The organism is Shewanella sp. Isolate13, assembly GCF_022398325.1.
Taxonomy (GTDB): Bacteria; Pseudomonadota; Gammaproteobacteria; order Enterobacterales; family Shewanellaceae; genus Shewanella.
Genome location: NZ_JAKEVD010000011.1, coordinates 43494 through 66417, shown reverse-complemented (window position 1 = coordinate 66417; position 22924 = coordinate 43494). Strand labels below are relative to the sequence as shown.

General features: G+C 47.3%; 16 protein-coding genes. 8 read left to right on the top strand and 8 right to left on the bottom strand.

From position 1 onward, the window contains the following. Positions 1-13: 13 nt before the first annotated feature. Complete coding sequence (locus L1D44_RS09580; RefSeq protein ID WP_239890145.1) at positions 14-499, bottom strand: GNAT family N-acetyltransferase; 486 nt, start codon at positions 497-499, stop codon at positions 14-16. 97 nt (positions 500-596) lie between these two features. Then, positions 597-1751, bottom strand: coding sequence for a methionine adenosyltransferase (gene metK, locus L1D44_RS09575; RefSeq protein ID WP_220769498.1), 1155 nt, complete (start codon positions 1749-1751; stop codon positions 597-599). A gap of 505 nt (positions 1752-2256) precedes the next feature. Between metK and tkt the strand changes: the two genes are divergently transcribed. The 8 genes from tkt (at position 2257) to L1D44_RS09535 (ending at position 12742) form a co-directional block, all read left to right on the top strand. Further along, positions 2257-4248, top strand: a complete 1992-nt coding sequence (tkt, locus tag L1D44_RS09570) for a transketolase (protein WP_239890143.1) — start codon at positions 2257-2259, stop codon at positions 4246-4248. Between the two features lie 217 nt (positions 4249-4465). Continuing rightward, positions 4466-5485 (top strand): erythrose-4-phosphate dehydrogenase, encoded by a 1020-nt coding sequence (gene epd / locus L1D44_RS09565; RefSeq protein WP_239890141.1) that lies wholly within the window; start codon positions 4466-4468, stop codon positions 5483-5485. A 417-nt stretch (positions 5486-5902) separates the two neighbouring features. Next, a complete protein-coding gene (locus L1D44_RS09560; protein WP_239890140.1) occupies positions 5903-7078 on the top strand; it encodes a phosphoglycerate kinase in 1176 nt (391 codons plus the stop codon). A 315-nt stretch (positions 7079-7393) separates the two neighbouring features. After that, complete coding sequence (gene fba / locus L1D44_RS09555) at positions 7394-8458, top strand: class II fructose-bisphosphate aldolase (protein ID WP_028765784.1); 1065 nt, start codon at positions 7394-7396, stop codon at positions 8456-8458. A 192-nt stretch (positions 8459-8650) separates the two neighbouring features. Further along, positions 8651-9391: a DUF481 domain-containing protein gene (locus L1D44_RS09550; RefSeq protein ID WP_239890138.1), complete on the top strand. Its 741-nt coding sequence runs from the start codon at positions 8651-8653 to the stop codon at positions 9389-9391. Between the two features lie 330 nt (positions 9392-9721). Continuing rightward, positions 9722-10459 carry a CadC family transcriptional regulator gene (locus L1D44_RS09545; RefSeq protein ID WP_239890136.1) on the top strand — a complete coding sequence of 246 codons (738 nt, stop codon included), beginning with the start codon at positions 9722-9724 and terminating at the stop codon, positions 10457-10459. Beyond that, the gene (locus L1D44_RS09540; RefSeq protein ID WP_239890134.1) at positions 10452-10976 is read left to right on the top strand and encodes a hypothetical protein; all 525 of its coding nucleotides are present in this window, start codon (positions 10452-10454) and stop codon (positions 10974-10976) included. The genes L1D44_RS09545 and L1D44_RS09540 overlap by 8 nt, the downstream gene beginning before the upstream one ends. 314 nt (positions 10977-11290) lie before the next feature. Beyond that, on the top strand, positions 11291-12742 hold the full coding sequence (locus L1D44_RS09535) for a hypothetical protein (RefSeq protein WP_239890132.1): 1452 nt from the start codon (positions 11291-11293) through the stop codon (positions 12740-12742). A gap of 36 nt (positions 12743-12778) precedes the next feature. Here L1D44_RS09535 and L1D44_RS09530 read toward each other — a convergent pair whose 3' ends face one another. The 6 genes from L1D44_RS09530 to L1D44_RS09505 form a co-directional block, all read right to left on the bottom strand. After that, positions 12779-14998 (bottom strand): PAS domain-containing protein, encoded by a 2220-nt coding sequence (locus L1D44_RS09530; protein WP_239890131.1) that lies wholly within the window; start codon positions 14996-14998, stop codon positions 12779-12781. A gap of 245 nt (positions 14999-15243) precedes the next feature. Next, positions 15244-15852: a TatD family nuclease-associated radical SAM protein gene (locus L1D44_RS09525; RefSeq protein ID WP_239890129.1), complete on the bottom strand. Its 609-nt coding sequence runs from the start codon at positions 15850-15852 to the stop codon at positions 15244-15246. Positions 15853-16049: 197 nt separating this feature from the next. Continuing rightward, positions 16050-19202 (bottom strand): efflux RND transporter permease subunit, encoded by a 3153-nt coding sequence (locus L1D44_RS09520; RefSeq protein ID WP_239890127.1) that lies wholly within the window; start codon positions 19200-19202, stop codon positions 16050-16052. Beyond that, positions 19202-20422: an efflux RND transporter periplasmic adaptor subunit gene (locus L1D44_RS09515; RefSeq protein ID WP_239890125.1), complete on the bottom strand. Its 1221-nt coding sequence runs from the start codon at positions 20420-20422 to the stop codon at positions 19202-19204. The genes L1D44_RS09520 and L1D44_RS09515 overlap by 1 nt, the downstream gene beginning before the upstream one ends. Positions 20423-20644: 222 nt before the next feature. After that, on the bottom strand, positions 20645-21871 hold the full coding sequence (gene srmB / locus L1D44_RS09510; RefSeq protein WP_220769487.1) for an ATP-dependent RNA helicase SrmB: 1227 nt from the start codon (positions 21869-21871) through the stop codon (positions 20645-20647). Between the two features lie 78 nt (positions 21872-21949). Further along, the gene (locus L1D44_RS09505; RefSeq protein WP_239890123.1) at positions 21950-22708 is read right to left on the bottom strand and encodes a methyltransferase; all 759 of its coding nucleotides are present in this window, start codon (positions 22706-22708) and stop codon (positions 21950-21952) included. Positions 22709-22924 lie beyond the last annotated feature (216 nt).

Sequence of the window (22924 nt, the reverse complement as noted above, 5' to 3'; positions counted from 1 at the left end):
AATAAAACGAAAGCTATCGTTGAATAGCACCAGCTAATCCCATTAACACCAACCTTTCACCATCCCCCTGATACTTGAGAAACAACTGCGCAATATCATTGGGCGCATCAGCAATGACACAAAACCCATGTTTCGCGTAAAACCCTTCTAAATGCGCCAAGGCAAAAATATACGTATTGCCCTCTGCAATGACAGACTGCAAGGCATCCATCAACTGATGCCCCACACCTTGGCCACGAAAATCTGGGTGAACCAACATGCCGGTTAAAATGGCAAATTGGCCAATAGGCCGAATGCGGGCGCTGGCTACTATTTTTGAGCAAGTGACTCCATAGGAAGTGATTTCAACGTCGTTAGCCGAAGTAGAATCAGCCTGGGTCAACACGCAGACGGACTCTTTCTGCAACAAGCGTGCATAAGGCATGTGTTGGCGGTAGAACTTCTTCACCTCGATACGCTCATCAGGCGCTAACCAAGTTAATTGCACTTTAATACTCACTATTGTTGCTGGAAGCCGAAATTATGACATTAAAAAACCGCCCTTAGGCGGTTTTTTATAGGCGTTGAATAAACAGCGCCGCACTAATCGATAACGATTAAAGACCTGCGTCAGCGCGTAGTGCTTCAGCTTTGTCAGTCGCTTCCCATGGGAACTCTTCACGACCGAAGTGACCGTATGCCGCAGTCGCTTGGTAGATTGGGCGAGCTAGGTTTAACATCTCTGTTAGACCGTATGGGCGTAGGTCGAAGTGACGACGAACTAGGTCGATCAATAGCTCTTCGCCCACTTTAGCTGTGCCAAATGTTTCGATGCTGATTGAAGTTGGCTCTGCAACACCAATCGCGTAAGAAACTTGGATCTCACAACGGTCAGCTAGACCTGCTGCAACGATGTTCTTAGCTACGTAACGTGCTGCGTATGCTGCACTACGGTCAACTTTTGATGGGTCTTTACCTGAGAAAGCACCACCACCGTGACGTGCCATACCGCCGTATGTGTCAACGATGATCTTACGACCCGTCAGACCACAGTCGCCTACTGGACCACCGATAACGAAACGGCCAGTTGGGTTGATGAAGTATTTAGTGTCTTTAGATAACCACTTAGCCGGTAGTACAGGCTTGATGATGGTTTCCATTACGCCTTCAATCAGATCAGACTGGCTTACGCTTTCACAATGCTGAGTTGAAAGTACAACCGCGTCGATACCGGCAATGCTGCCATCTGGGTTGTAAGCAAAAGTCACCTGACTCTTCGCATCTGGACGTAACCAAGGAAGTGTCTTGTCTTTACGCACTTCAGACTGACGCTTAACTAGCATGTGCGAGTAAGTGATTGGTGCAGGCATTAGCACGTCGGTTTCGTTGTTGGCATAACCAAACATTAGACCTTGGTCACCAGCACCTTGCTCTTTAGGGTCTGCACGGTCAACACCTTGGTTGATGTCTGGAGACTGCTTACCAATCACGTTTAGGATTGCGCAAGAGTCAGCATCAAAACCCATATCTGAGTGAGTGTAGCCGATGTCACGCACTGTCTTACGGGTGATCTCTTCGATATCAACCCAAGCAGAAGTGGTAACTTCGCCGCCAACCATAACCATGCCTGTTTTGACATAAGTTTCGCATGCTACACGAGCTTTTGGATCTTGCTCCAAAATTGCGTCTAGTACCGCATCAGAAATCTGATCGGCGATTTTATCTGGATGACCTTCTGAGACCGACTCAGAGGTGAACAAGTGCTTTGCCATGATGGAAAATCTCGTCTTTAAACAATTTGAATGTGTAGAAGTATCTACATCTAGACGGCTATTCTAGTGTAAATCCGAGTCGATGACACCCCTTTCACTAAATTTTGTGCAGTCACGCGCGCAATTTATTTAGTAGGCATATGACAAGTGCTTGTTATGGTTTAGATTAGCTGTTTGTAAACTAAGGGGATTTTAAGGTTTTTCTTAAGCTTGTTCTCACTATGAAATGATCTGAATTTACCCACTTAAGGATACGCAGGCGCTGAAAAAAGAGTCATTAGCCGATAAAGGCAGCCATTTGATGAGCTTAAGTTGCTTAACCTTTATTCAAGTACGCAAAATCAGCCAATATTTTTCATTCTGGGCGAATTAAATTTGCGTCCTACTGCCTAGTAGGCGAAAATATGGCTCCAAAATTTGCTGTAGGGAAGGGAAAAGCAAATACAAATTTGCGGCCCTTGTCTTTATCTAAGCCTCAATACCTCAAAACGAAGCAGGAGAGAGCATGTCATCTCGTAAAGAACTCGCAAACGCAATCCGCGCATTGACCATGGATGCTGTTCAAAAAGCCAATTCTGGTCACCCAGGTGCACCAATGGGGATGGCTGATATTGCTGAAGTGCTATGGAACGATTTCCTAAAGCACAACCCAAACAACCCTGAGTGGGTTGATCGTGACCGCTTTATCCTTTCTAACGGCCACGGCTCTATGCTTATCTACTCTTTGCTACACCTAACAGGTTACGCATTGCCAATGGAAGAGTTGAAAAACTTCCGCCAGCTTCACTCTAAAACGCCAGGTCACCCAGAATACGGTTACACACCAGGTGTTGAAACCACAACAGGTCCATTAGGCGCTGGTATCAGTAACGCCGTAGGTATGGCAATCGCAGAGAAGACATTGGCTGCACAGTTTAACCAGCCAGGTCATGACATCGTTGATCACTTCACATACTGCTTCCTAGGCGATGGCTGTTTGATGGAAGGTATCTCTCACGAAGCATGTTCTCTAGCGGGCACCCTAGGTCTTGGTAAGCTAATCGCATTCTGGGATGACAACGGTATCTCTATCGACGGTCACGTAGAAGGTTGGTTCACCGATGACACGCCTAAGCGTTTCGAGTCTTACGGCTGGCACGTGATTGCTAACGTAGACGGTCACGATAGCGACGCTATTCGCGCCGCAATCGAAGAAGCTAAGTCTGTTACTGACAAGCCAACGATGATCTGCTGCAAAACCACTATCGGTTTTGGTTCACCAAACAAGTCTGGCAGCCACGACTGTCACGGCGCCCCATTAGGTGATGAAGAGATCGCTGCTGCACGTGAATTCCTTGGTTGGAAGCACGGTGCATTCGAAATCCCAGAAAACGTTTACGCGGGTTGGGATGCTAAAGAAGTGGGTGCTGCGCGCGAAGCTAGCTGGAACGAAAAGTTCGCTGCTTATGAAGTTGCATTCCCAGAGTTAGCGGCAGAGTACAAGCGTCGTGTTATCACTGGCGAACTACCAGCCGATTTTGAAGAGAAGGCACAGGCTTTCATTCAAGAGTGTCAAGATAAAGCCGAAGGCATCGCTAGCCGTAAAGCATCACAAAATGCGATTGGTGCATTTGGTGCCATCCTACCTGAAATGCTAGGTGGCTCTGCTGACCTTGCAGGCTCTAACCTAACGCTTTGGTCTGGTTCTAAGGGTATTCAAGACGATCCAGCTGGTAACTACATCTTCTACGGTGTACGTGAATTCGGCATGAGCGGCATCATGAACGGTGCTTCACTACACGGTGGTTTCATCAACTACGGCGCAACTTTCATGATGTTTATGGAATATGCACGTAACGCAGTACGTATGTCTGCATTGATGGGCATCCAAAACATCTTCGTTTACACCCATGACTCTATCGGTCAAGGTGAAGATGGCCCAACTCACCAGCCAGTTGAGCAACTTGCTAACCTACGTATGACACCAAACATGAACGTATGGCGTCCATGTGATGCGGCTGAAACTGCCGTTTCTTGGAAGAATGCGATTGAGCGTCGTAATGCGCCAACTTCATTGGTATTCAGCCGTCAAAACCTACCAGCTCAGGCACGTAGTGCTGAGCAGCTAGCTAACGTGGCTAAAGGTGGTTACGTACTAAGTGATTGCGCTGGTACACCAGATCTGATCCTTATCGCGACGGGCTCTGAAGTACAACTTGCTCTAGATTCTGCTGCGGCATTGACTGAACAAGGTCAGAAGGTTCGCGTTGTATCTATGCCATCGACTAACGAGTTCGACAAGCAAGATGCCGCTTATAAAGAGTCTGTACTGCCAAGCTCTGTGACTAAGCGTGTGGCGATTGAAGCGGCTCACGTTGATTTCTGGCATAAGTATGTTGGTTTCGGCGGTGCTGTTGTGGGCATGACAACTTTCGGTGAGTCAGCTCCAGGTGGCGACTTGATGAAGTACTTCGGCTTTACTGTTGAAAACGTTGTAGCAACCGTTAACGGTCTATAACCAGCAGCTGTGTTAAGGCAAATGATGCAATACTCAGGCTTATGCCTCGCTCTAGCGCTAGGCTAGTTATGAGCATTGCATTGAAAAATTGCTCTAAGATACAGAATAACTGTTTAAGTATTTTTTACTTTAAGCATTTATGATACAACGGCTTACCTAACGAGGTAGGCCGTTGTCGTATCAATAAATGAGCTATTAAAGGGAATAGAAAGCTTACATGATCAGAGTCGCTATAAATGGCTACGGCCGTATTGGTCGTTCAATTCTTCGTGCACTGTATGAGTCTGCAAAACGCGACCGTATTCAGATTGTGGCGATTAACGAGTTGGCGAAACCAGAAGCGATGCTTCATTTGACTCAGTACGACACCACCCACGGTCGATTCCACACCCAAGTTAAGTTTGAAAAGCAACACATGGTTATTGGCGATGACGCCATCAAACTGCTACATGAGCCCAATCCAGAAAACCTGCCTTGGAAAGAGATGGATATCGATATCGTCTACGAGGCCACAGGGGTACTGCACGATAGAGCAGATTGTGAAGCGCATATCAAAGCGGGTGCCAAGCAGGTACTGATCAGCCATCCATCATCAAGTGATGTCGATGCCACCATAGTCTATGGTGTGAACCAAGATTTACTCAAAGCCGAACATACAGTTGTGTCTAACGCCTCCTGCACCACCAACTGTATCGTACCGGTGATTGATGTGCTCAATAAGCACTTCGAAGTTAAAAGTGGTGCCATCACCACGATCCATTCTGCGATGAACGATCAGCAGGTGATTGACGCCTATCATGATGACTTGCGCCGTACTCGCGCCGCAGGGCAGTCTATAATTCCTGTTGATACTAAGCTTGCCCGTGGTATTGAGCGCATTTTGCCGCAGATGAAAGATAAGTTTGAAGCGATCTCCGTGCGGGTGCCGACGATTAACGTTACCGCTATCGACCTTTCCGTTACGCTCAACAAGCGCGTCGATATTGCAGAGGTTAATCGAGTGCTCAAGCAAGCCAGTGAAGGCTCGTTCTCAGGCGTCGTCGGTTTTACCAATGAGCCATTGGTGTCCTGTGACTTTAACCACGACCCACGCTCTAGCATCGTCGATGGCACCCAGACTCGCGTTAGCGATGGCCACTTAGTTAAGCTACTGCTGTGGTGTGATAATGAGTGGGGCTTTGCGAACCGTATGCTCGATACCAGTTTAGAGATGATTAAGGCGAAAAGAAGGTCCTAGGTTGAAAAGAAGGTTCTAGGAAGAGCTGGTTCTAGGTTCTAGGAAGAGCTAAGACGATAAAAGCAGGTTAAAAGCCGAAGAAAGCTGAGACGGTACAAGCAAAGACGAATAAAGCCGGAAAAGCAAAAGCGAAACAGTATACCGGATTTTGACTGTATAGCAGGGCGAAGCCCGCTCTAGCCGTGAAGCGTCCTAGGGTCTAGGTCCTAGGCTCAAGGAAAGGCTAAGACGAAAAAAGCCGGTACAAGCTAAGACGATAAAGCCGGAAAACGAAAGAATATAAAAGTAGGTTTGCAGTGGCTTTGTTGTGCAGACCAGAGACTAAGCCTTGGGTGTTGTGTCCCCGAGGTTTAGTGACACAGTTTTATTTAACTTTAATTTTTTAACTTTTAACTTAAGCAATAAGGAAGCATTTAAATGGCGATTCTTAATATGAAAGATTTGGACCTTCAAGGTAAGCGCGTGCTTATTCGTGAAGATCTAAACGTACCTGTAAGCGATGGCGTAGTCACCAGTGATGCACGTCTGCGCGCCTCTCTACCGACTATCAAACTGGCCCTTGAGAAAGGTGCTGCGGTAATGGTGATGTCTCACCTAGGTCGTCCAACTGAAGGTGAGTTTAACGCTGAATTTTCTATGCAGCCTGTGGTTGATTACCTAACAAAAGCACTAGATTGTCCAGTACGCCTAGCAACAGACTACCTAGACGGTATCGAAGTCGCTGTGGGTGAAGTGGTTGTTTTCGAAAACGTTCGCTTTAACGTGGGTGAGAAGAAGAACGATGAAGCGCTATCTAAGAAGATGGCTGCACTTTGTGATGTCTATGTGATGGATGCATTTGGTACCGCTCACCGCGCCCAGGCATCGACTCACGGCGTTGGTCTTCACGCACCAATCGCGTGTGCAGGTCCATTGCTTGCCGGTGAGCTTGAGGCTTTAGGCAAGGCGCTTGATAACCCAGCGCGTCCAATGGTTGCTATTGTTGGTGGTTCAAAAGTTTCAACAAAACTGACTGTACTTGAAAGCCTTTCAACTAAAGTTGACCAACTTGTCGTTGGTGGCGGTATCGCCAACACTTTCGTTGCCGCTGCTGGCCACAAAGTGGGTAAGTCACTTTTTGAAGCGGATCTAATCGACGAAGCTAAGCGCCTTGTTGCTAATGCACAGAGCCGTGGCGGCGATATCCCTGTACCAACTGATGTGGTTGTTGCTGGTGAGTTTAGCCCAACAGCGGCTGCAACATTGAAAGATGTTAGCGACGTGTCTGACGACGATATGATTTTCGATATCGGTCCTGACAGCGCCGAAGCTCTTGCTGAGATCATCAAAAATGCTGGCACGGTTGTTTGGAACGGCCCGGTTGGCGTATTTGAGTTCGATCAGTTTGGTGAAGGTACTAAGCGTATTGCTCAAGCGATTGCCGAGTCAAATGCCTTCTCTATTGCGGGTGGTGGTGACACATTAGCGGCTGTCGATAAGTATGATATCGCCGATAAAGTGTCTTATATCTCTACAGGCGGCGGTGCTTTCCTCGAGTTTTTAGAGGGCAAAGAGCTTCCTGCTGTGGCAATGCTTGAGAGTCGCGGACAGTAATTGATGGGATCTGCTGTTAATTGATACTAATTGATGAGCAGTTACCAAATAATTACCAAACTGTATGTTGGCGGGCTTTAAATCGACATTTGTCGGGGTTACACTAGCCGCCAACAAAACAGTGCTGAAAATTGTGCATAACAGCGATAATAAAAGCGAATAAAAAGCTGTATATAACGACTGTAAATAACACTCAGAATTAAAAGTAACCGCTTTAGTGTTAGCCAGCATAGAACTGGAAACGTTAGAGCATAAAAATCCATCCAAACGATAGTGACCTTGGTGAGGCGACTCACCCTATTATTGGAGTAAAAAATGGCCTTAATTTCCCTACGTCAAATGTTAGATCACGCTGCAGAGCACGGATATGGTGTTCCTGCGTTTAACGTGAATAACCTAGAGCAGATGCGTGCAATTATGCAGGCAGCCGAAGCGACAGACAGCCCTGTCATCGTTCAGGCATCTGCTGGCGCACGTAAGTATGCCCGTCCACAGTTCCTTAAGTATCTAATGGCGGCTGCACTTGAGCAGTACCCAGATATCCCTGTTTGTATTCACCAAGACCACGGTACCGATCCTGATATCTGTCAGCGTTCTATCCAGTTAGGTATGTCATCAGTGATGATGGACGGCTCTTTGATGGCAGACGGCAAGACGCCTGCTTCATATGAGTACAACGTAGATGTGACTCGCCGTACAGTGGCTTTCGCTCACGCTTGTGGTGTTTCTGTTGAAGGTGAAATCGGTTGTCTTGGTAGCCTTGAAACCGGTATGGCGGGTGAAGAAGATGGTGTTGGCGCAGAAGGTGTTTTGAGCCACGATCAACTACTGACCACTCCTGAAGAAGCGGCTCGCTTCGTTGCCGATACGCATGTTGATGCGCTAGCAATTGCTATCGGTACTAGCCACGGCGCATATAAGTTTAGCCGTAAGCCTACTGGTGATGTATTACGTATCGATCGCATCAAAGAGATCCACGCGCGTATTCCTAACACTCACCTTGTAATGCACGGTTCATCTTCTGTACCGCAAGAGTGGCTAGAGATCATCAACCAATACGGTGGTGCTATCCCTGAAACTTATGGCGTGCCATTAGAAGAGATCGTTGAAGGTATTAAGCACGGTGTGCGTAAAGTGAACATCGATACTGACCTACGTCTAGCATCGACTGGCGCAGTACGTAAGTTCCTTGCTGAAAACCCAGCTGAGTTTGACCCGCGTAAATTCCTGAAGGCATCAATGGAAGCGATGGCAGATATCTGTACAACGCGTTACGAAGCCTTCGGCTGTGCGGGTATGGGCTCTAAGATCAAGCCTAAGTCACTACAAGCTATGTATAAAGCTTATCAGTCTGGTGAACTTGACCCACAAATCAAGTAACTTGAACCCCAAAACAGCTTAAAGCCTGTCTAGAAAATACCTGCCAACGTGCAGGTATTTTTTTGCCTGAAATCCTAGCGCATAAATATTGGAGATCCCTAAGTTATTTGTATCTGCCATTTTCAATTATTAGGACAAAATGTTAATATTGCGCCGATTTTTAGGGAATTGAGTGAATGGAGTACTAATAATATGAAAAAAACACTTACAGCTATGGCAGTGGTAATGGCTGCTCCTTTTGCTGCGCACGCCGGAGCTGATTTTGTTGAAGGCGATAAGACTTTCGCTGGTGAGGCCGAGCTTGGTGCAACACTCACGACGGGTAATACCGAAACCTCTTCAGTGAAGGGGCGTTTGAATATGATGCAGGAGTTGGGTAACTGGGAGAATCAATACCTACTCGAAGGCTTATATAAAGAAGATACCGGTGAGGTCACGGCCAAGCGTTACTACGGTGGCGTTCAAGGGGATTACAAGTTCGATGAAAAGAACTACATGTATATCACTGGTAACTACGAAGTCGATCCGTTTACAGGTTATGACTATAAGGCGGTTGCTTCTGCCGGTTACGGTCATAAGTTTATCGACAGCGGCAAGATGTTTTTAAGTGCTGAGGTTGGTCCTGGTTACATCTATAAAAAACTGGATGATGAGCAAACTGCTCTGCTAGGTTATGATAGCGAAGATAGTGTTGTAGCCCACGGCGCGGTTAACTTCACCTATGAATTCAGTGAAACCTCAAAGTTTACTCAGCTATTTGTTGCCGATTACGGCGATAGTTTAGAGGGGCGTTCTGAGTCGGCAATTACAGCTAATATTGTTGGCGCATTGGCAATGAAGTTCGCTGTGATCGTACGTTACAATGACAGTCCATTAGATGACAAGGAAAGCACAGATACAGAGACAAACATGACTCTGTTATACGCTTTTTAAACCTGTTGACAAAAGGCTTATATAGCCTGTTAAAAATCGATTAGAATCGCTCAAATTGTAAATAATTGTCAGCAAAAGGCATCCAGAGGGTGCCTTTTTGTTTTGTTATTGATGTTGTTTTAGGCGTTGAAATATTTCGCTCTGTCTAGGTATTAACCTATTTTGTGTCTATGTATCTAAGTGTATCGTTTATTGCTTAAAAGACAGTAAAATTAGTGTGCTAGACCTCACGAAAGCTAAATCCATTACCCGTTTCAAGCGATTTTATCACGGACTCTCGGCGCGAATGTCAGTAAACTATTTGTCAGTGATTAAGTCAGAGTTGTTAACGTGTATATAGGTCCATACCGGTTTGACGTAGAGTTAAGGGAGTTGATTCATATTGGCCCTGAGAAAACTTCTGCGTTTAAATTATCTAACATTGAGTTTTTGGTACTCGATCAGCTGCTAGCGTGCAGAGGTAAAGTTGTATCTACTGAATCAATGTGTGATACGTTTTTGCCTGAGGTTGTGACCCACCAAGATATTGCGACAGCGGTACAAAATATTAAGCGCTTTCTCAGCGCGGAACACGCATCATGGATTGAGGTCATTGCAAAGCAGGGGTATCTGCTGCATATCCACGCCAAAGATAGGCCAATACTGAACCGTGCATTACATTCGGTTTCACTTAAGAATTATCTGCTGTGCCTTATTCTTGGGATTTTCTTAGTCATCTTTTTGGTCATGAACCTTACAACGACTTCTGACATTCGTTTATCTGTGCCCGATAAGATTGAGATTACCGGCAGTGGGTCTATCTTGGTTCCTATTTATGCCTCCGATGAAGACAGAGATAATTATCACAGCCGGGTCAAAGAGTTCGCTCAAAAACTGGCGAAGTGTGACAGGCAAAAGTGGCAACGAATTTATGTTGCTCCCTCGAGTAACGGTGATGTCTTGCAGTTTGTAATGAATAATATTGCCGATGACGGCAAGGCGTGTAGAAACCTAAAAGTCACAAACGTGAATGATGATTGGAATTTTATGGACTTAGCCTGGCTTAAAGAGGCTGGAGTTTGTGAATAAGTTAATGAATAAAAGTGCATTTTCGGGTTTTAAGTCTACACCAGTATTAGCAACCCTCACCTTTATCTGTGGTCTGTGTGTGTTTCTCGAACATACCGTCGATCCGGATATGAACTCGACGCTGACCTGTAACTCAGACATTTATCGTGTTGGAGAAGGGGACAAGGGCAGTCAGCAACTGATCCTGAAAAATACTGGTCGTGGCGTTGAGGTGGCGATGAACTTTTTTAAAGGGAAGAAGCTAACTAATAGCCTTGTTGCTACCGGAACGGTTAAGCAGCTTAAGGACTCAATTCTGACCTATGAAGTGAGTTTAGCAAACGGCCAATATTTAAGGTTGTTACAAACGGAAAAGAACCAGCTGCAGAAAGATGCCGTTAAGCTCGCGGAGCAGGTGTTAGGTGATGCCAAGCGTGAGACGTTTTTAGTTAAGGTGCTAGAGATGAACAAAGCTGCCAAAGTCGTCACTGTACAGGTGCAGCCCGGTAACGGTTTATGGACTTGCAAAATTAATTAGCAGCAGTCTGTCTCAATGACTCCATTCACTTTCGTTGCCAACAAGTGCTAGCTACAAATCGTAAAATATAGGTTAGACTAGAAAGGGTCTATCTAGGCTTTTGAGTCGGTATCTCATCACTCGTAATGGCAAGCTCGAGTGACTTAACCCAGTTGCAAGACATAGATATGCCCTAGAGGCTTCTCGCAGGGGAACCGCTGGTCTATAAACGATATTAGTGATCTAAGATCTTAGTTACCTCCAAAAGTCATTTACACATAAGCTAGTCTTATTCTCTGTCGTTATGGTTTTCTCGTACGTTTAAAAAGGTAGTCGTGTCTAAAGTAAAGATAAAACAGGAAGAGTCACTTTCGATTAAGTTTATCCATCAGATGGAGCTCGGTGATAACCGTCGCCTCGATCTGTACTTTTTTCTTCCTAAAGAAATGGGCATTAATCCACAGAGCCTCAATGAGGAGGAGTATTATCACTCCTCAATTACTGGCCGCCGCTCATATTACTCATCGGGTCTACACCTTCCGCTCGTTCAGAGCCGTTTTGTGAGCCAGAAGAAACGCACGGTTGATGAATTCAGGCTTTATCTGAACTTGTTTGCCTACCAGTTTGCCGTGGCGATTGAGACCGATAGTAAAGAGTTAGCTCAGGTTGAAGATCTTGAGACCTTTTATGGTTCTCTCTTTGAACTGAGTGAGCAGGTGGTGAACCTGCTTAAGCGATTTAGGCGTAACGAACCCAGTGATGAGAAGTGGAAGTCTTACTTTGAAAATGCCGATAATTATCTGTCTTGGTTATGTGAGCAGCGTCTACTCAAGCTTCTAGCCCATGCGCCAAGAAGCAGTGACTTCACCGAAATCACCGACAAGGTTGTCGCTCTGTGCCGTGCTGAAGCCCAGTATAGAGAAGACCACAACTATAACTCGACGCAAACCATCAAAGATCCTAACCGTATTGCTAATAAGATGTTGCTTCTGCGGCGTCTTATCCAGCAGGGTGTGGTACTTAAAGAGGAGCTAAAGACGCTAGGCGTTGGCCTTAAGAAGATGACGACAGGGATTGCAACTGGCATGGTGATGTTGGTGGTCTCGGCGTTAATAATTAAGGCTCAAGGCTTTTTCAGCGGCCTGACCATTGCCTTAGTGCTGACGCTGGCGGTGATTTATGGTTTCCGTGAGATCTTTAAAGACGATATTCGAAATGCGATGTGGCGTATTATTCAACGCGGCCGACCGCGCTGGAGTCGAATACTCCGTGATACCACCAGTAAAAATACTATCGCTCGCCAGTTGGTCTGGCTTGAGTTTATGCGCAAAAAAGAGTTGCCAGAGGCTGTGTCTAAGATCCTCACTAAGCGTCATAGCCAGAATAAGATCGATGCAGAGATCTTTCACTACGGTATCCATACTCGGGTTTCTCAGAAGGATTTCTTAGCGGGATACTCTAGGATCCAAGAGCAGGTCAACTTCAGTTTTGTACCTTTCGCACGTAATCTCGAGCGGGGGAAGGCCAAAATTTATAAGGAGCAGGATGGCAAGATCAGTAACGATTCGGTTGAGCGTCGTTATCAGGTGAATTTGATTGTTGCCTTGCGTGAGGGCAAGCAAGCCTCACAGTATGCGCGCTACAAGATCACCATGAACCGTTCTGCAATTATCGAGATCACCGAGAGTGACCTGCCTTCAGGCATTGAGAGCATGGAAGAGCTGCCTTTCCAAGAGGAGCTAAAGGTGAAAGAGGAGCTAAAAGCAACAAGCCCTCTTTCTGAGTGAGGGCTTGGGAGCTTAGGTTAGAGCTTAAATCAGCGCTTAGGTCATCTGCCGCGTGTAAGCCTGGCAGATATTTTGCTCTCCAGTCTGTTTAGCACGCTTAAGCGCGACTTCGGCATTAGCGATAAACTGCTCCAGATTTTGCCCCGCCTGGTAGGAGGCGATGCCAATATGAATACCTTCCCCAAGGCCATTATCATTGAGCTTATTGAGAGTCTCGATAGCAAAGTAATGAGCCTGATCAGAGTCGGTATCCGGTAACACTACGATGAGTTTTCCGAGCTGCCAATGGGACATCTGGTAACGGTGTGGAAGATCTCGCAACAGATGAACTTCCACCTCTTTCTGGCGTGACTCTAGTTGGCCCATATCACTCATATGACTCAACATACCTTCGGCGCTGATATCTATCATGAGCAAGCTAGAGAAGTCTTTACAGTGTTGAGTCAGGTTGTTGAAATACCTTTCTAAGTCGTCTTTATGGTTGAAGATGGTGCTTCTTTGTGGCACCAAGCCACTGCCTTTTCTATTTTCGGGCTTGAGTATGGCATGTTCAAAAGAGCAAAGAATATACTCCAGCTCACCGGCGCCGTCTAAATAGCCTTTTAGGGTTGCTTGCAAGCAGTTATCTTCGATATGGCTAGTATTAGCAAAGACCTGGCCCTTCCAAGAGCCTTGGATGATCAACTGTTGGGCAATCTGTGGCCAATGCTTACTAAAATCTTCACTCAGTAGATGGTTAACGTTTAACGCCTCATTATCTTCAATTTGCAGCAGAGCTTTGAAGGCGCTATTTGATTTAACCACAAGGCCTTTGGCATCTGTGAGCACATTGGCAACAGGACCATCGTTGAGTAAGGCGTTTAGCGTTGCTTCTTTCTGGCTCTGCTTTAACTCACTGATATCTTCAAAGGTGACCAGCATGTAGCGACGTTTTTTATCTATGCTCACTTCAATCCGCACTCGGATTTTCAGCCAAGTGTAGGGAGTCGTCTCGGTATTAAGTTCACTGTGCCAGTGCTGCTCAGTGTTCATCTTATGTAGAAACTCACTGTACTGATCATCATCTAAATTCAGAATACGCTGTAAGCTGCGGTCTGAGAGATCTTCGAGAGGCAGTGTCAGTAGCTGAGATGCGGCAGGGTTTGCGATGAGTACACGGCCGCTATCATTGGCAATGATACAGCCGACGTCACTATCGAATAAACGATTAGTCATGCCGATACTGAACTCACGGGAGCGCTGCACTAAGCGGTAAAGGTGAGTTAAGAAGATAACTATGCTGGCTAATAGGGTGAGTAAAATGGCTCCCCCAATGAGAATATTGCGCCATTGAGCGAACTTTGCGGCGATATCTTCATTCTTGATGTAAGACACTAAGAAGTATTCGCGGCGGGTTTCATATTGGGTTGTTAACTCAACCTTGAGGTACACGAAGGTCGCCACATCACCGTGAAATTGACCAAAGTTACTCATTGCCATCTTGCGCCATAGAGCGGGGTAGGATTGCTTTAAACTGCCGCCCATGGTTTCAGGTAAACGGCTAATGTCTGGCTTTGATTGCGCTCCCGCATAGAGTAAGCCTTGGGTATCTAACATCAGTAATGGTGCTTGCTTGCTAGAGTAGGCAGGCTTGATGCTTCTAAGCATTGTAGACATTGAGTTATAGGCAACAAGGTAGCCACGCACACTCTGGTTAGGGTTTTCAAGCCAGGCAAACTGATACATGTAGGGCTCGAGTTGGCCGTTAATCGGGGTAAACTCTAGCGGAGAAGTATAGATCTCATTGCCGCCCATATTGCGTGTGGGGCCGAGTAATGCGGCTGGTAGGTTATCCTTGCCAAAATCATTGCTGGTGGCAAACTGGTGTTGACCTTGGGGATCATACAGGGCAATACCTAACAGTTCTGGGATGTTATCTACCAGAATATCCCAGTTAGCAAGGAGCTTTTCTCGGTTCTCTTGGCTGGGGAGTGCTAGATAGTGCTTTAGCAGTTCAGACTTTGCAAACATCTGGGTGCGAAATTGCTGGAATGTCACTTTATCAGAGATCATAGCGCCAACGGCCTGAAGCTCGCTATAGCGTTGGGTGGCCCAGTCTTCCTGCAAGCGTCGCTCACCTAAGGTGATAATAATGTTAGTCAGGATAATCACAGTCACGAGCAGCATACAGAATTGACTGGCCGCAGCTAAAATGCGTTGTTGGGACCAATGGATCCCCTGAGCACTGATTAATAGAGATTGTTTGCGGGTCAGCATCGATTGATTTTTATTGCCGTTATTATGCGCTTTATATTAACACGAATTCATCCCTCAACCAGCGTTTGTTAAACTCATTAGAACAAGATTTTACAGTGTTCTCTCGTTCCCCACTAAACTTGAATATTAGCGAGCAATGGTTTGAGATTCACCCGTTAGACGCTGCTCACAGCTTACTCAACTTAAAGGTGGCGCCTGTGGCCTCGGCTATTGCTCAGATATTCTGAGATATATGAAGACGCTCGCTAGCCAACGATGTCTAGTTCCCTTTGCTTAAAGGTGGCGCCAGTGGCCTCGACTATTTCACGACAAGCCTGGATATCAACTCCTTCTAAGCCATTGATTGCCGATATTTGCACATCTTCAATATATTGCGGGGCGAGCTTAATAAACTCGAGCAAAGCCGGGTAAGCGCCCGCCAGCTTGGGACGGCAATGTTGCTGGTATAGCGCTTCTGTATTGGCATTGAGCGAAATCGACAGACTATCAACGCAGGCGGCGAGTTCCGGTAAAATATTGCGCCTGTGGAACAGGTTGCCTAGTCCATCGGTGTTGACTCTGACCTTGCCGCCACGGAGTTTGATCTCTTTGGCCACATCAAGCAGGGTGGTTAAATTGAGGGTGGGCTCGCCATAACCGCAGAACACATACTCGTCGAATTCAGACACTTCACCTAGCTGCTCAATCAGCTCGTCGGCCTGAGGTTGGCGACTCAGATCCAATTGATATTGGTGCACCTGTTTACTGCCATTATGTTTGGGGCAGAATTGACACCGCAAGGTACAGCGACCGGTAATATTGAGGTAGCGACTATCGCGAATATCGTAAACGAGTGTTGGCTGATTATCGGTCATAAGAGCATCTTGTTGAAAATAAGACCGCCAAGCATAACGGTTAAGTCGGTTGAAATCTGTTTGCTGGATCGAGTTCTGACGCCATTGCAGCCTTCGAAAATGCGTTGATGATATAAAAAGGGAGGCAAAATGCCTCCCTTTGTTAACTTGCTTTTTGACGCCGTGTCGTTGCTCTTCCTCGGGGTCATTTTAAGAGATTAGATCTGAGCTTGCTCCTGATCCGATTTTGGTTGCCACCACCAGTGGAAGAATCGGCTAAAGCCACGTCTGATATCATTTAAGATGATGTACAGAATTGGCACCAAGATTAAGGTCACTACGGTAGAGAATAAAATACCGAACGCTAAGGATGCTGCCATAGGGATTACAATCTGTGCCTGTAGGCTTCGCTCCAGCAGAATGGGGACTAAGCCGACAAAGGTGGTGAGCGAGGTCAGGATAATAGCCCTGAAACGGTAACAACCAGAATCAACCGCCGCCTTGACAATACTGTGTCCCTCGGCGCGAGCACGGTTAACGAAGTCAACCAAGATCAGGGAGTCATTAACCACCACACCCGCCAGTGCAACGATACCACAGAGGCTTAAGATACTCATATTCAGCCCAAGGATGAAGTGGCCAAATAGGGCCCCGATCATACCAAAGGGGATCACCGACATGATGATCAGTGGCTGGCTATAAGATTTCAGCGGAATCGCCATCAGGGCGTAGATGGTAAACAGCGCGAAGAAGAAGCCTTGTAATAAGCTAATTAGCGCGCTCTGCTCATCGGCACTGCCGCCATCGAGTGCGGTAGAGATATTTGGATATTTAGCCTGAAGTGCCGGGAGGAAGTCCTTTTGGATCTCACCGACCACTTTCGATGGCTCAACCTTATTAGTGTCTGCGTTAGCGATAATGGTTATCGCACGGCGACCATCGACACGGGTAATCGAAGAGTAGGAGTCACCCAGTTGCAGCTCGGCGACTGTCGAGAAGGGTACCGCCGCGCCACTCGGTGTGCGAATAAGCATGTTCTCAAGATGACCTACGGTGCGGCGCTGCTCTAGTGGGTAGCGTACCATCACCTTAACTTCCTCTTTATTACGCAAAATACGCTGAGCTTCATAACCATAGAAGCCATAACGCACTTGGCGGGCAAGATCGGACAATGTCAGGCCTAATGCTTCGGCTTCGGGGCGGATCTTTAGCTTGATCTCTTGGCTACCGGAGGAGAAGTTATCGGAAATATCGTACACCCCTTCGTAGCTGCGAAGCTTCTGCTTTAGCTCCTCTGAAGCCTTCGATAACTGCTCAAGGTTGTTCGATGTCAGTCTAAAGGAGATATCGCCGCCAGCGTCATTGGTGCTGGCATTGATATTCAACTTCTTAACCGCGACTAACTCGGGTAACTGTTTACGCCAAGCGCTAGCGATGGCTTCGCCATCGACATCACGATCTTCACCCTTAGTAAGTTCGGCAAACAGGAAGGCGGAGGTACGCGAGCTCATGTTGATAAAGCTGTGCTTGACCACGGGGTAGCCTAGCTCCTCTTCCATCTGAGTGTTCATCGCATATAGCGCCTCTTCCACCTCTTGCACGACTTTAAGGGTATTCTCTTCTGAGCTGCCCTCATCCATATCGAGACGAACCTGGATAAAGTCAGACGGGATATCGGGGAAGAAGACCCAGCGTACCTGACCACTGAGGACCAGCGCGATGGAAAGAATAAGGACTCCAACAAAAATGGCCACCGTGTTGTAACGCTGTACGATACAGCGCTCCAAGAACGGACGATACTGGTTATGGATAAAGTACTGCACCTTGTCATTCAACCCCGCCTTTAAGCGACCAAGTAAGCCTAGTTGCTCTCTTGGTTTGCGAGGTTTCATGTGGGCAAGGTGAGCGGGCAGGATAAGTTTTGACTCCACCAAGGAGAACAGCAGACACAAGATCACTATCATGCCGATGGACTTCCAGATAATCCCTTGTGGGCCAGATACCATCAGCATAGGCATAAAGGCCGCTATGGTGGTCAGGACTCCGAAGGTGGCTGGCATGGCGACCTTCTTGGCGCCCTTGACGACGTTTTCTAGGGAGTGCCCCTTCTCCTCTATTTCCGTATAGGCACTCTCGCCGATGACGATGGCGTCATCGACGACTATCCCCAGCACCAGTATGAAGGCAAACAGGGTCAGCATATTGATCGATAGCGAGAAGGGCTCTAGCGGCATAAACAGCATGGCTCCTAGGAAACAGACCGGCAGCCCCATCATCACCCAGAAGGCCAGCTTAATCTCTAGAAATAGCGCTAGGATAATGAATACCAACAAGGCACCGTAGAACATGTTCGACAGCATCATGTTCAATCGTCCCTTAAGGTAATGGGTGAGATCGCCCCAGGTATCAAGCTTAGCGCCGACCGGCAGGGCGTCACGTTTCTGCTCTATATACGCCTTAACTTGCTCGGAGATATCCAATGCATTTTGGTCGTCGACACTAAGCACTTCGATGATAGCCGCTGGCTGGCCATTAAAGCGGGTGTACTCGAGACGTTCTTCGAAGCTGTCATTAATGGTGGCGACCTGCGGTAGCATGACTCGGCTACCATCGGGACGAGTGCTGACGACTATCTGAGAGAAGTCTTCGCCGGTATAGGCTTGCCCCTTGGTGCGCAGCAAGATATCGCCATCTTTAGCACGAATCGAGCCGCCGGGTAGATCGATAGAGGAGTTTTGCACCGCCTGTGCCACCTGAGAAAAGGTCAGGCCATACTCCCTGAGTTTATCTTCGGACAGCTCTATTCCAATCTCGTATTCGCGTACGCCGGTGACTTGGGCGCGGGTTACCGCTGGAAGCAGGGCGACCTCATCGCGAATGGTCTTGGCTAACTCTTTCATCTCTTGCAGAGATTGATCACCGTAGACCGAAATCCAGATCACATTATTCTCTGGCTTTAGACGGAAAATATTGGGCTTCTCGATGTTGACCGGGAAGGTGGAGATAGCATCGATACGCAGTTTGGCTTCATCGAGAATATCTTGCGGATCATAGCTATCTTCGACCTCAATCGTGACGTTGCCCACCCCTTCGCTGGCAACGGAGGAGATCTTCTTGATGCCATTAATATCTTGGATCGCTTCCTCAATCTTAATGTTGATCCCCTCCTCAATCTCTTGAGGGGCGGCGCCTGGGTAGGCAACGGAGATCTGCAGGTAGTTCAGTTCAAACGAGGGGAAAACTTCCTTGTTGATGATCAAGGTGCTGAATAGGCCGCCTATGATTAAGATCCACATCAATAGGTTGGCTGCCACACTGTTGCGGGCAAACCAGGCGATAATCCCTTTCTGGGTGTCGTTTTGGCCGTTCATTATTGACCACCCGCACTAGCGAGCTGCTCTTCACTGCGCTTACTCTGAGACTCTTGATTAGAGCTGGAGTCTTCGCCGATAACCTTGACTATCTGGCCGTCCTCAGCATTGCTCAGGTTTGTCAGTGATACGCGCTCACCATCGTTGAGGCTGTCCTTGATGTAGACACTTTCCAGATCGGTGCGCACCACATTGACGCTGCGAAGTTCGATACTATTGTCGCTATTAACAATAGTGACTTTATTATCCCGTACTAAATGGCGTGGCAACTTGACGATACCGTCTACGGTGCGGCCCTTAATCACAGCGGTCACAAAGGTGCCGTATTTCAGTGGTAATTGGCCTTCGACTCGGTTATCACGTAGATAGGGATCTTTGACTTCGGCAACGAGGAAAACCATACGATTTTCGGCATCGATAACCCCTTCGCTACGCACAATCTGTCCCTGCCAAGTGATCACTCGACCAGCGAGATCGGCACTTAGGCTGACATCGGTGTCGGGATTGTCGACGGATTCGAGATAAGCCAGATCATTATTCGATAGCGGCAACCTAACCTCGGCGATGCGAGTGTCATACAGTTCACCCAAGTTAGTGCCAAGAGTGACATACTGGCCAAGATCGACGTTGCGAGCCTTGATAATGCCATCGAATGGGGCACGAATAACCGTACGCTCAAGGTTGCGCTGTGCCCGAGCAAGCGCTGCCTGTTGGAACTTAACATTGGCTTGTTCTTGCTTGAGCTGTGGGAGACGTAGGCCAAGTTCTGGTGGAATGCCGCCGTCATAACCTTTCCAGTCATTCTTTGCCACTTCCCCCTTGGCGCGCTCCTCCTCTAGGGCAGCCTTAGCTTTGGCCAGAGAGGCCTGCGCTTGCATCAGATCCGCCTCGTAATCAGATGGTTCAATAACGGCTAGCTCATCGCCTTTCTTTACCACGCCACCGGCTACAAAATTAGCTGAGATAGACAGCATGCGTCCCTGTACTTCGGTGACTAACTGCGTCTTATATTTTGGCGTTACCACTCCATAAGAGGGCAGGTTGAGTGACACGGTTTGGCGTTTTACTTCGGTGACATCAACAATAGGGACGGGCGCGGTATCGGCTTTCTGCTCAGGAGCTTCCTTGGTACTAATCAGAATTTGAGCGGCGATAATAAAGGCCAGAAGAATAAAGAGAGGAGTCATTCTCCTAAGTATTGTTTTAATTTTATTTATCATCTGATCTGCTTTTCCATGCATAGACTTTTCTAATTGCATAAATTACCAGAGTCAGAGTCAAGGTAACATCTTTATTTGTAAATAATATGTTTCAGTATGTGGCGTTAAGGTTGTTCTTAAGCTTTGCTTATCGAACGCAAGGAGATGGCGAGTTGCCGAGGGAATTGGTACAAACAGAAAAGGGTCACCTGATGTGACCCTTTTGGCTAAGAAAAACGAATCTTACTTCTTCTTTTTCTTCTTGCTTTTCTTACTAAAGTTTTTGCCTTCCGGACCCGCTTTCTTCTTTCCTGGTGGCTTAGCTTCTTTGTTCTTAGGGCGTAGATCTTTAATGAAACGACGCTTCAGAGGCTGACCAATATAGCGCTCAATTTTACCGACTACGCGAATATCGTGGGCTTCAACCAATGATATGGCAGTGCCTTTGGCGCCAGCGCGGCCCGTACGACCGATACGGTGCACGTAAGTGTCTGCAGAGCGTGGCATGTCATAGTTGATAACATGGGTAATACCGTCAATGTCGATACCGCGTGCAGCAACATCGGTTGCGAGTAAGATATTGACTTCACCTTTGGTGAAACGACCTAGCGCTTGGAAACGGGCTTTTTGCTCCATATCGCCACGCATAAACGCGCAAGCGATGCCTTCTTTCTGTAGCAGGCCTTCAAGGCTAGCAACCGCTTCACGGGTCTTAACGAAGACGATGGTGCGCTGAACTTCTTCTTGCTTTAAAAGTGCAGCCAGCAAAGCAAACTTATGGGCTTTGTCATCGGCTAGATGGATCCATTGATGGATCTTGGCTTTTTCGCTGCGTGGTGCTTCAGCTTCCAGTCTAACTGGGTTTGTTAGCAGCTGATGTGAGAAACGCCCTACGTCGCTGCCTTCAAGCGTTGCAGAGAACAGCATGGTTTGCTTACGGCCTACCGACTCGATTGCAATGCTTTCAACGACAGCCGAGAAGCCCATATCTAGCATGCGGTCGGCTTCATCGATCACCAGTATTTCAACGTCTTCGGCGTTGAAGTGACCCTTATCTAGGTACTCCATCAAACGGCCTGGCGTCGCCACTAAGATGTCAACGTTCTTCTGTAGCGCTTCCTCTTGAGGACCGTAAGGAACACCACCAGTAATGATGACGGTGTCTAGGCCTAGGCCTGTGGCAAGGTGACTGGCATAGCGATGAATTTGGCTAGCAAGTTCACGAGTAGGGGTCAGGATCAATACACGCGCTCGGCCGCCATATCGACGTGGAAAGTCGATCAGGTGCTGCAACGCAGGCAGAAGAAAGCTTGCAGTCTTACCCGTACCCGTTGGCGCACGCGCCAAGATATCCCTTTGCTCCATGGCAACTGGGATTGTTTGTTGTTGTATCGTAGTGGGCTTGTTGTGGCCCATTGCTTTTAATGACTCTAACAAACAAGGGTCAAGCTGGAGATCTTCAAATTGCATGCGTGGCATCTCAATAAATAATAGCCGGACATTATAAAGCTTATAGAAGCGACTTGAAACGATTAGATCGCCAGATCCTTAAAGCTTTAAATAAAAATCCCGGCTCAATAGGTTAAAGGCTTGGCTGTACTGGCCATTTTTCTGACGAATATAAAGTTGCTGCTCGTTAATCGCTTCAAGATTGCCTGCAACTCTTGGCTCGCTAGGGCTTTTCGGATCATCTGTATTGAGAAGAGCATGACGCAGCACTAATACTTGTCGATTTGCCGCTTTACCCTCAACGCTGGCGGCCAGCAACCTTTGGCTTAGCTTGAGCTTATATTGGCTCAACTTACTCTCAAATAGCTTGACCGACTCGATAGGCAAGATCAGACTCGCCGCTCCTTGTGGCGCCAGTAGCTGTTTAATGGCGCTCAGTAAGCTATCGAAGCTTAAGCTGTCAGTATGGCGCGCCGCCGCTCTTGAGGCATCGCTCGATTGCGGCCCATTGGCAAAATAGGGCGGATTACAGATGATATGCTCAAATTGTCGCTGTGGTTCATGTTGGCAGTAGGCCTGGATATCACAGCAGATAACCTCGAGGCGATCGAGCCAATGGCTGGCATCGAAGTTTTGCTGACAGTCTAGGGCGGCATTGCTGTCGAGCTCGATGGCGGTGATCTGAGCTTGGCTGCGTTGTGCGGCCATCAGGCTTAATAGGCCGCTGCCTGCGCCAATATCGAGTATGGTCTTGGCCTGCACTAATGGTGCCCAAGCGCCCAGAAGTACACCATCGGTGCTAACGGGCATGCCGCAGCGACTGTCATCGACATGAAATAGTTTGAAGGTAAATGGCATTGCAACAAGAGTTGATTTGAACTGTTAAGCTAATTGTACGCTAATCAAGTGTATAGCGTAATCTACTAATCTAAGTTTAATTGTTAATGCTTTAAGCAAGCTTTAGCGTTTTTGCATGTAAGTGGTTACTCACTTTGAACAGCATGCTGGCTATTAAAGCGGATGTGTCAGCTTGTGGGTGCTCATGGGGTGAATGTAAGTAATGGGAGTATTCTG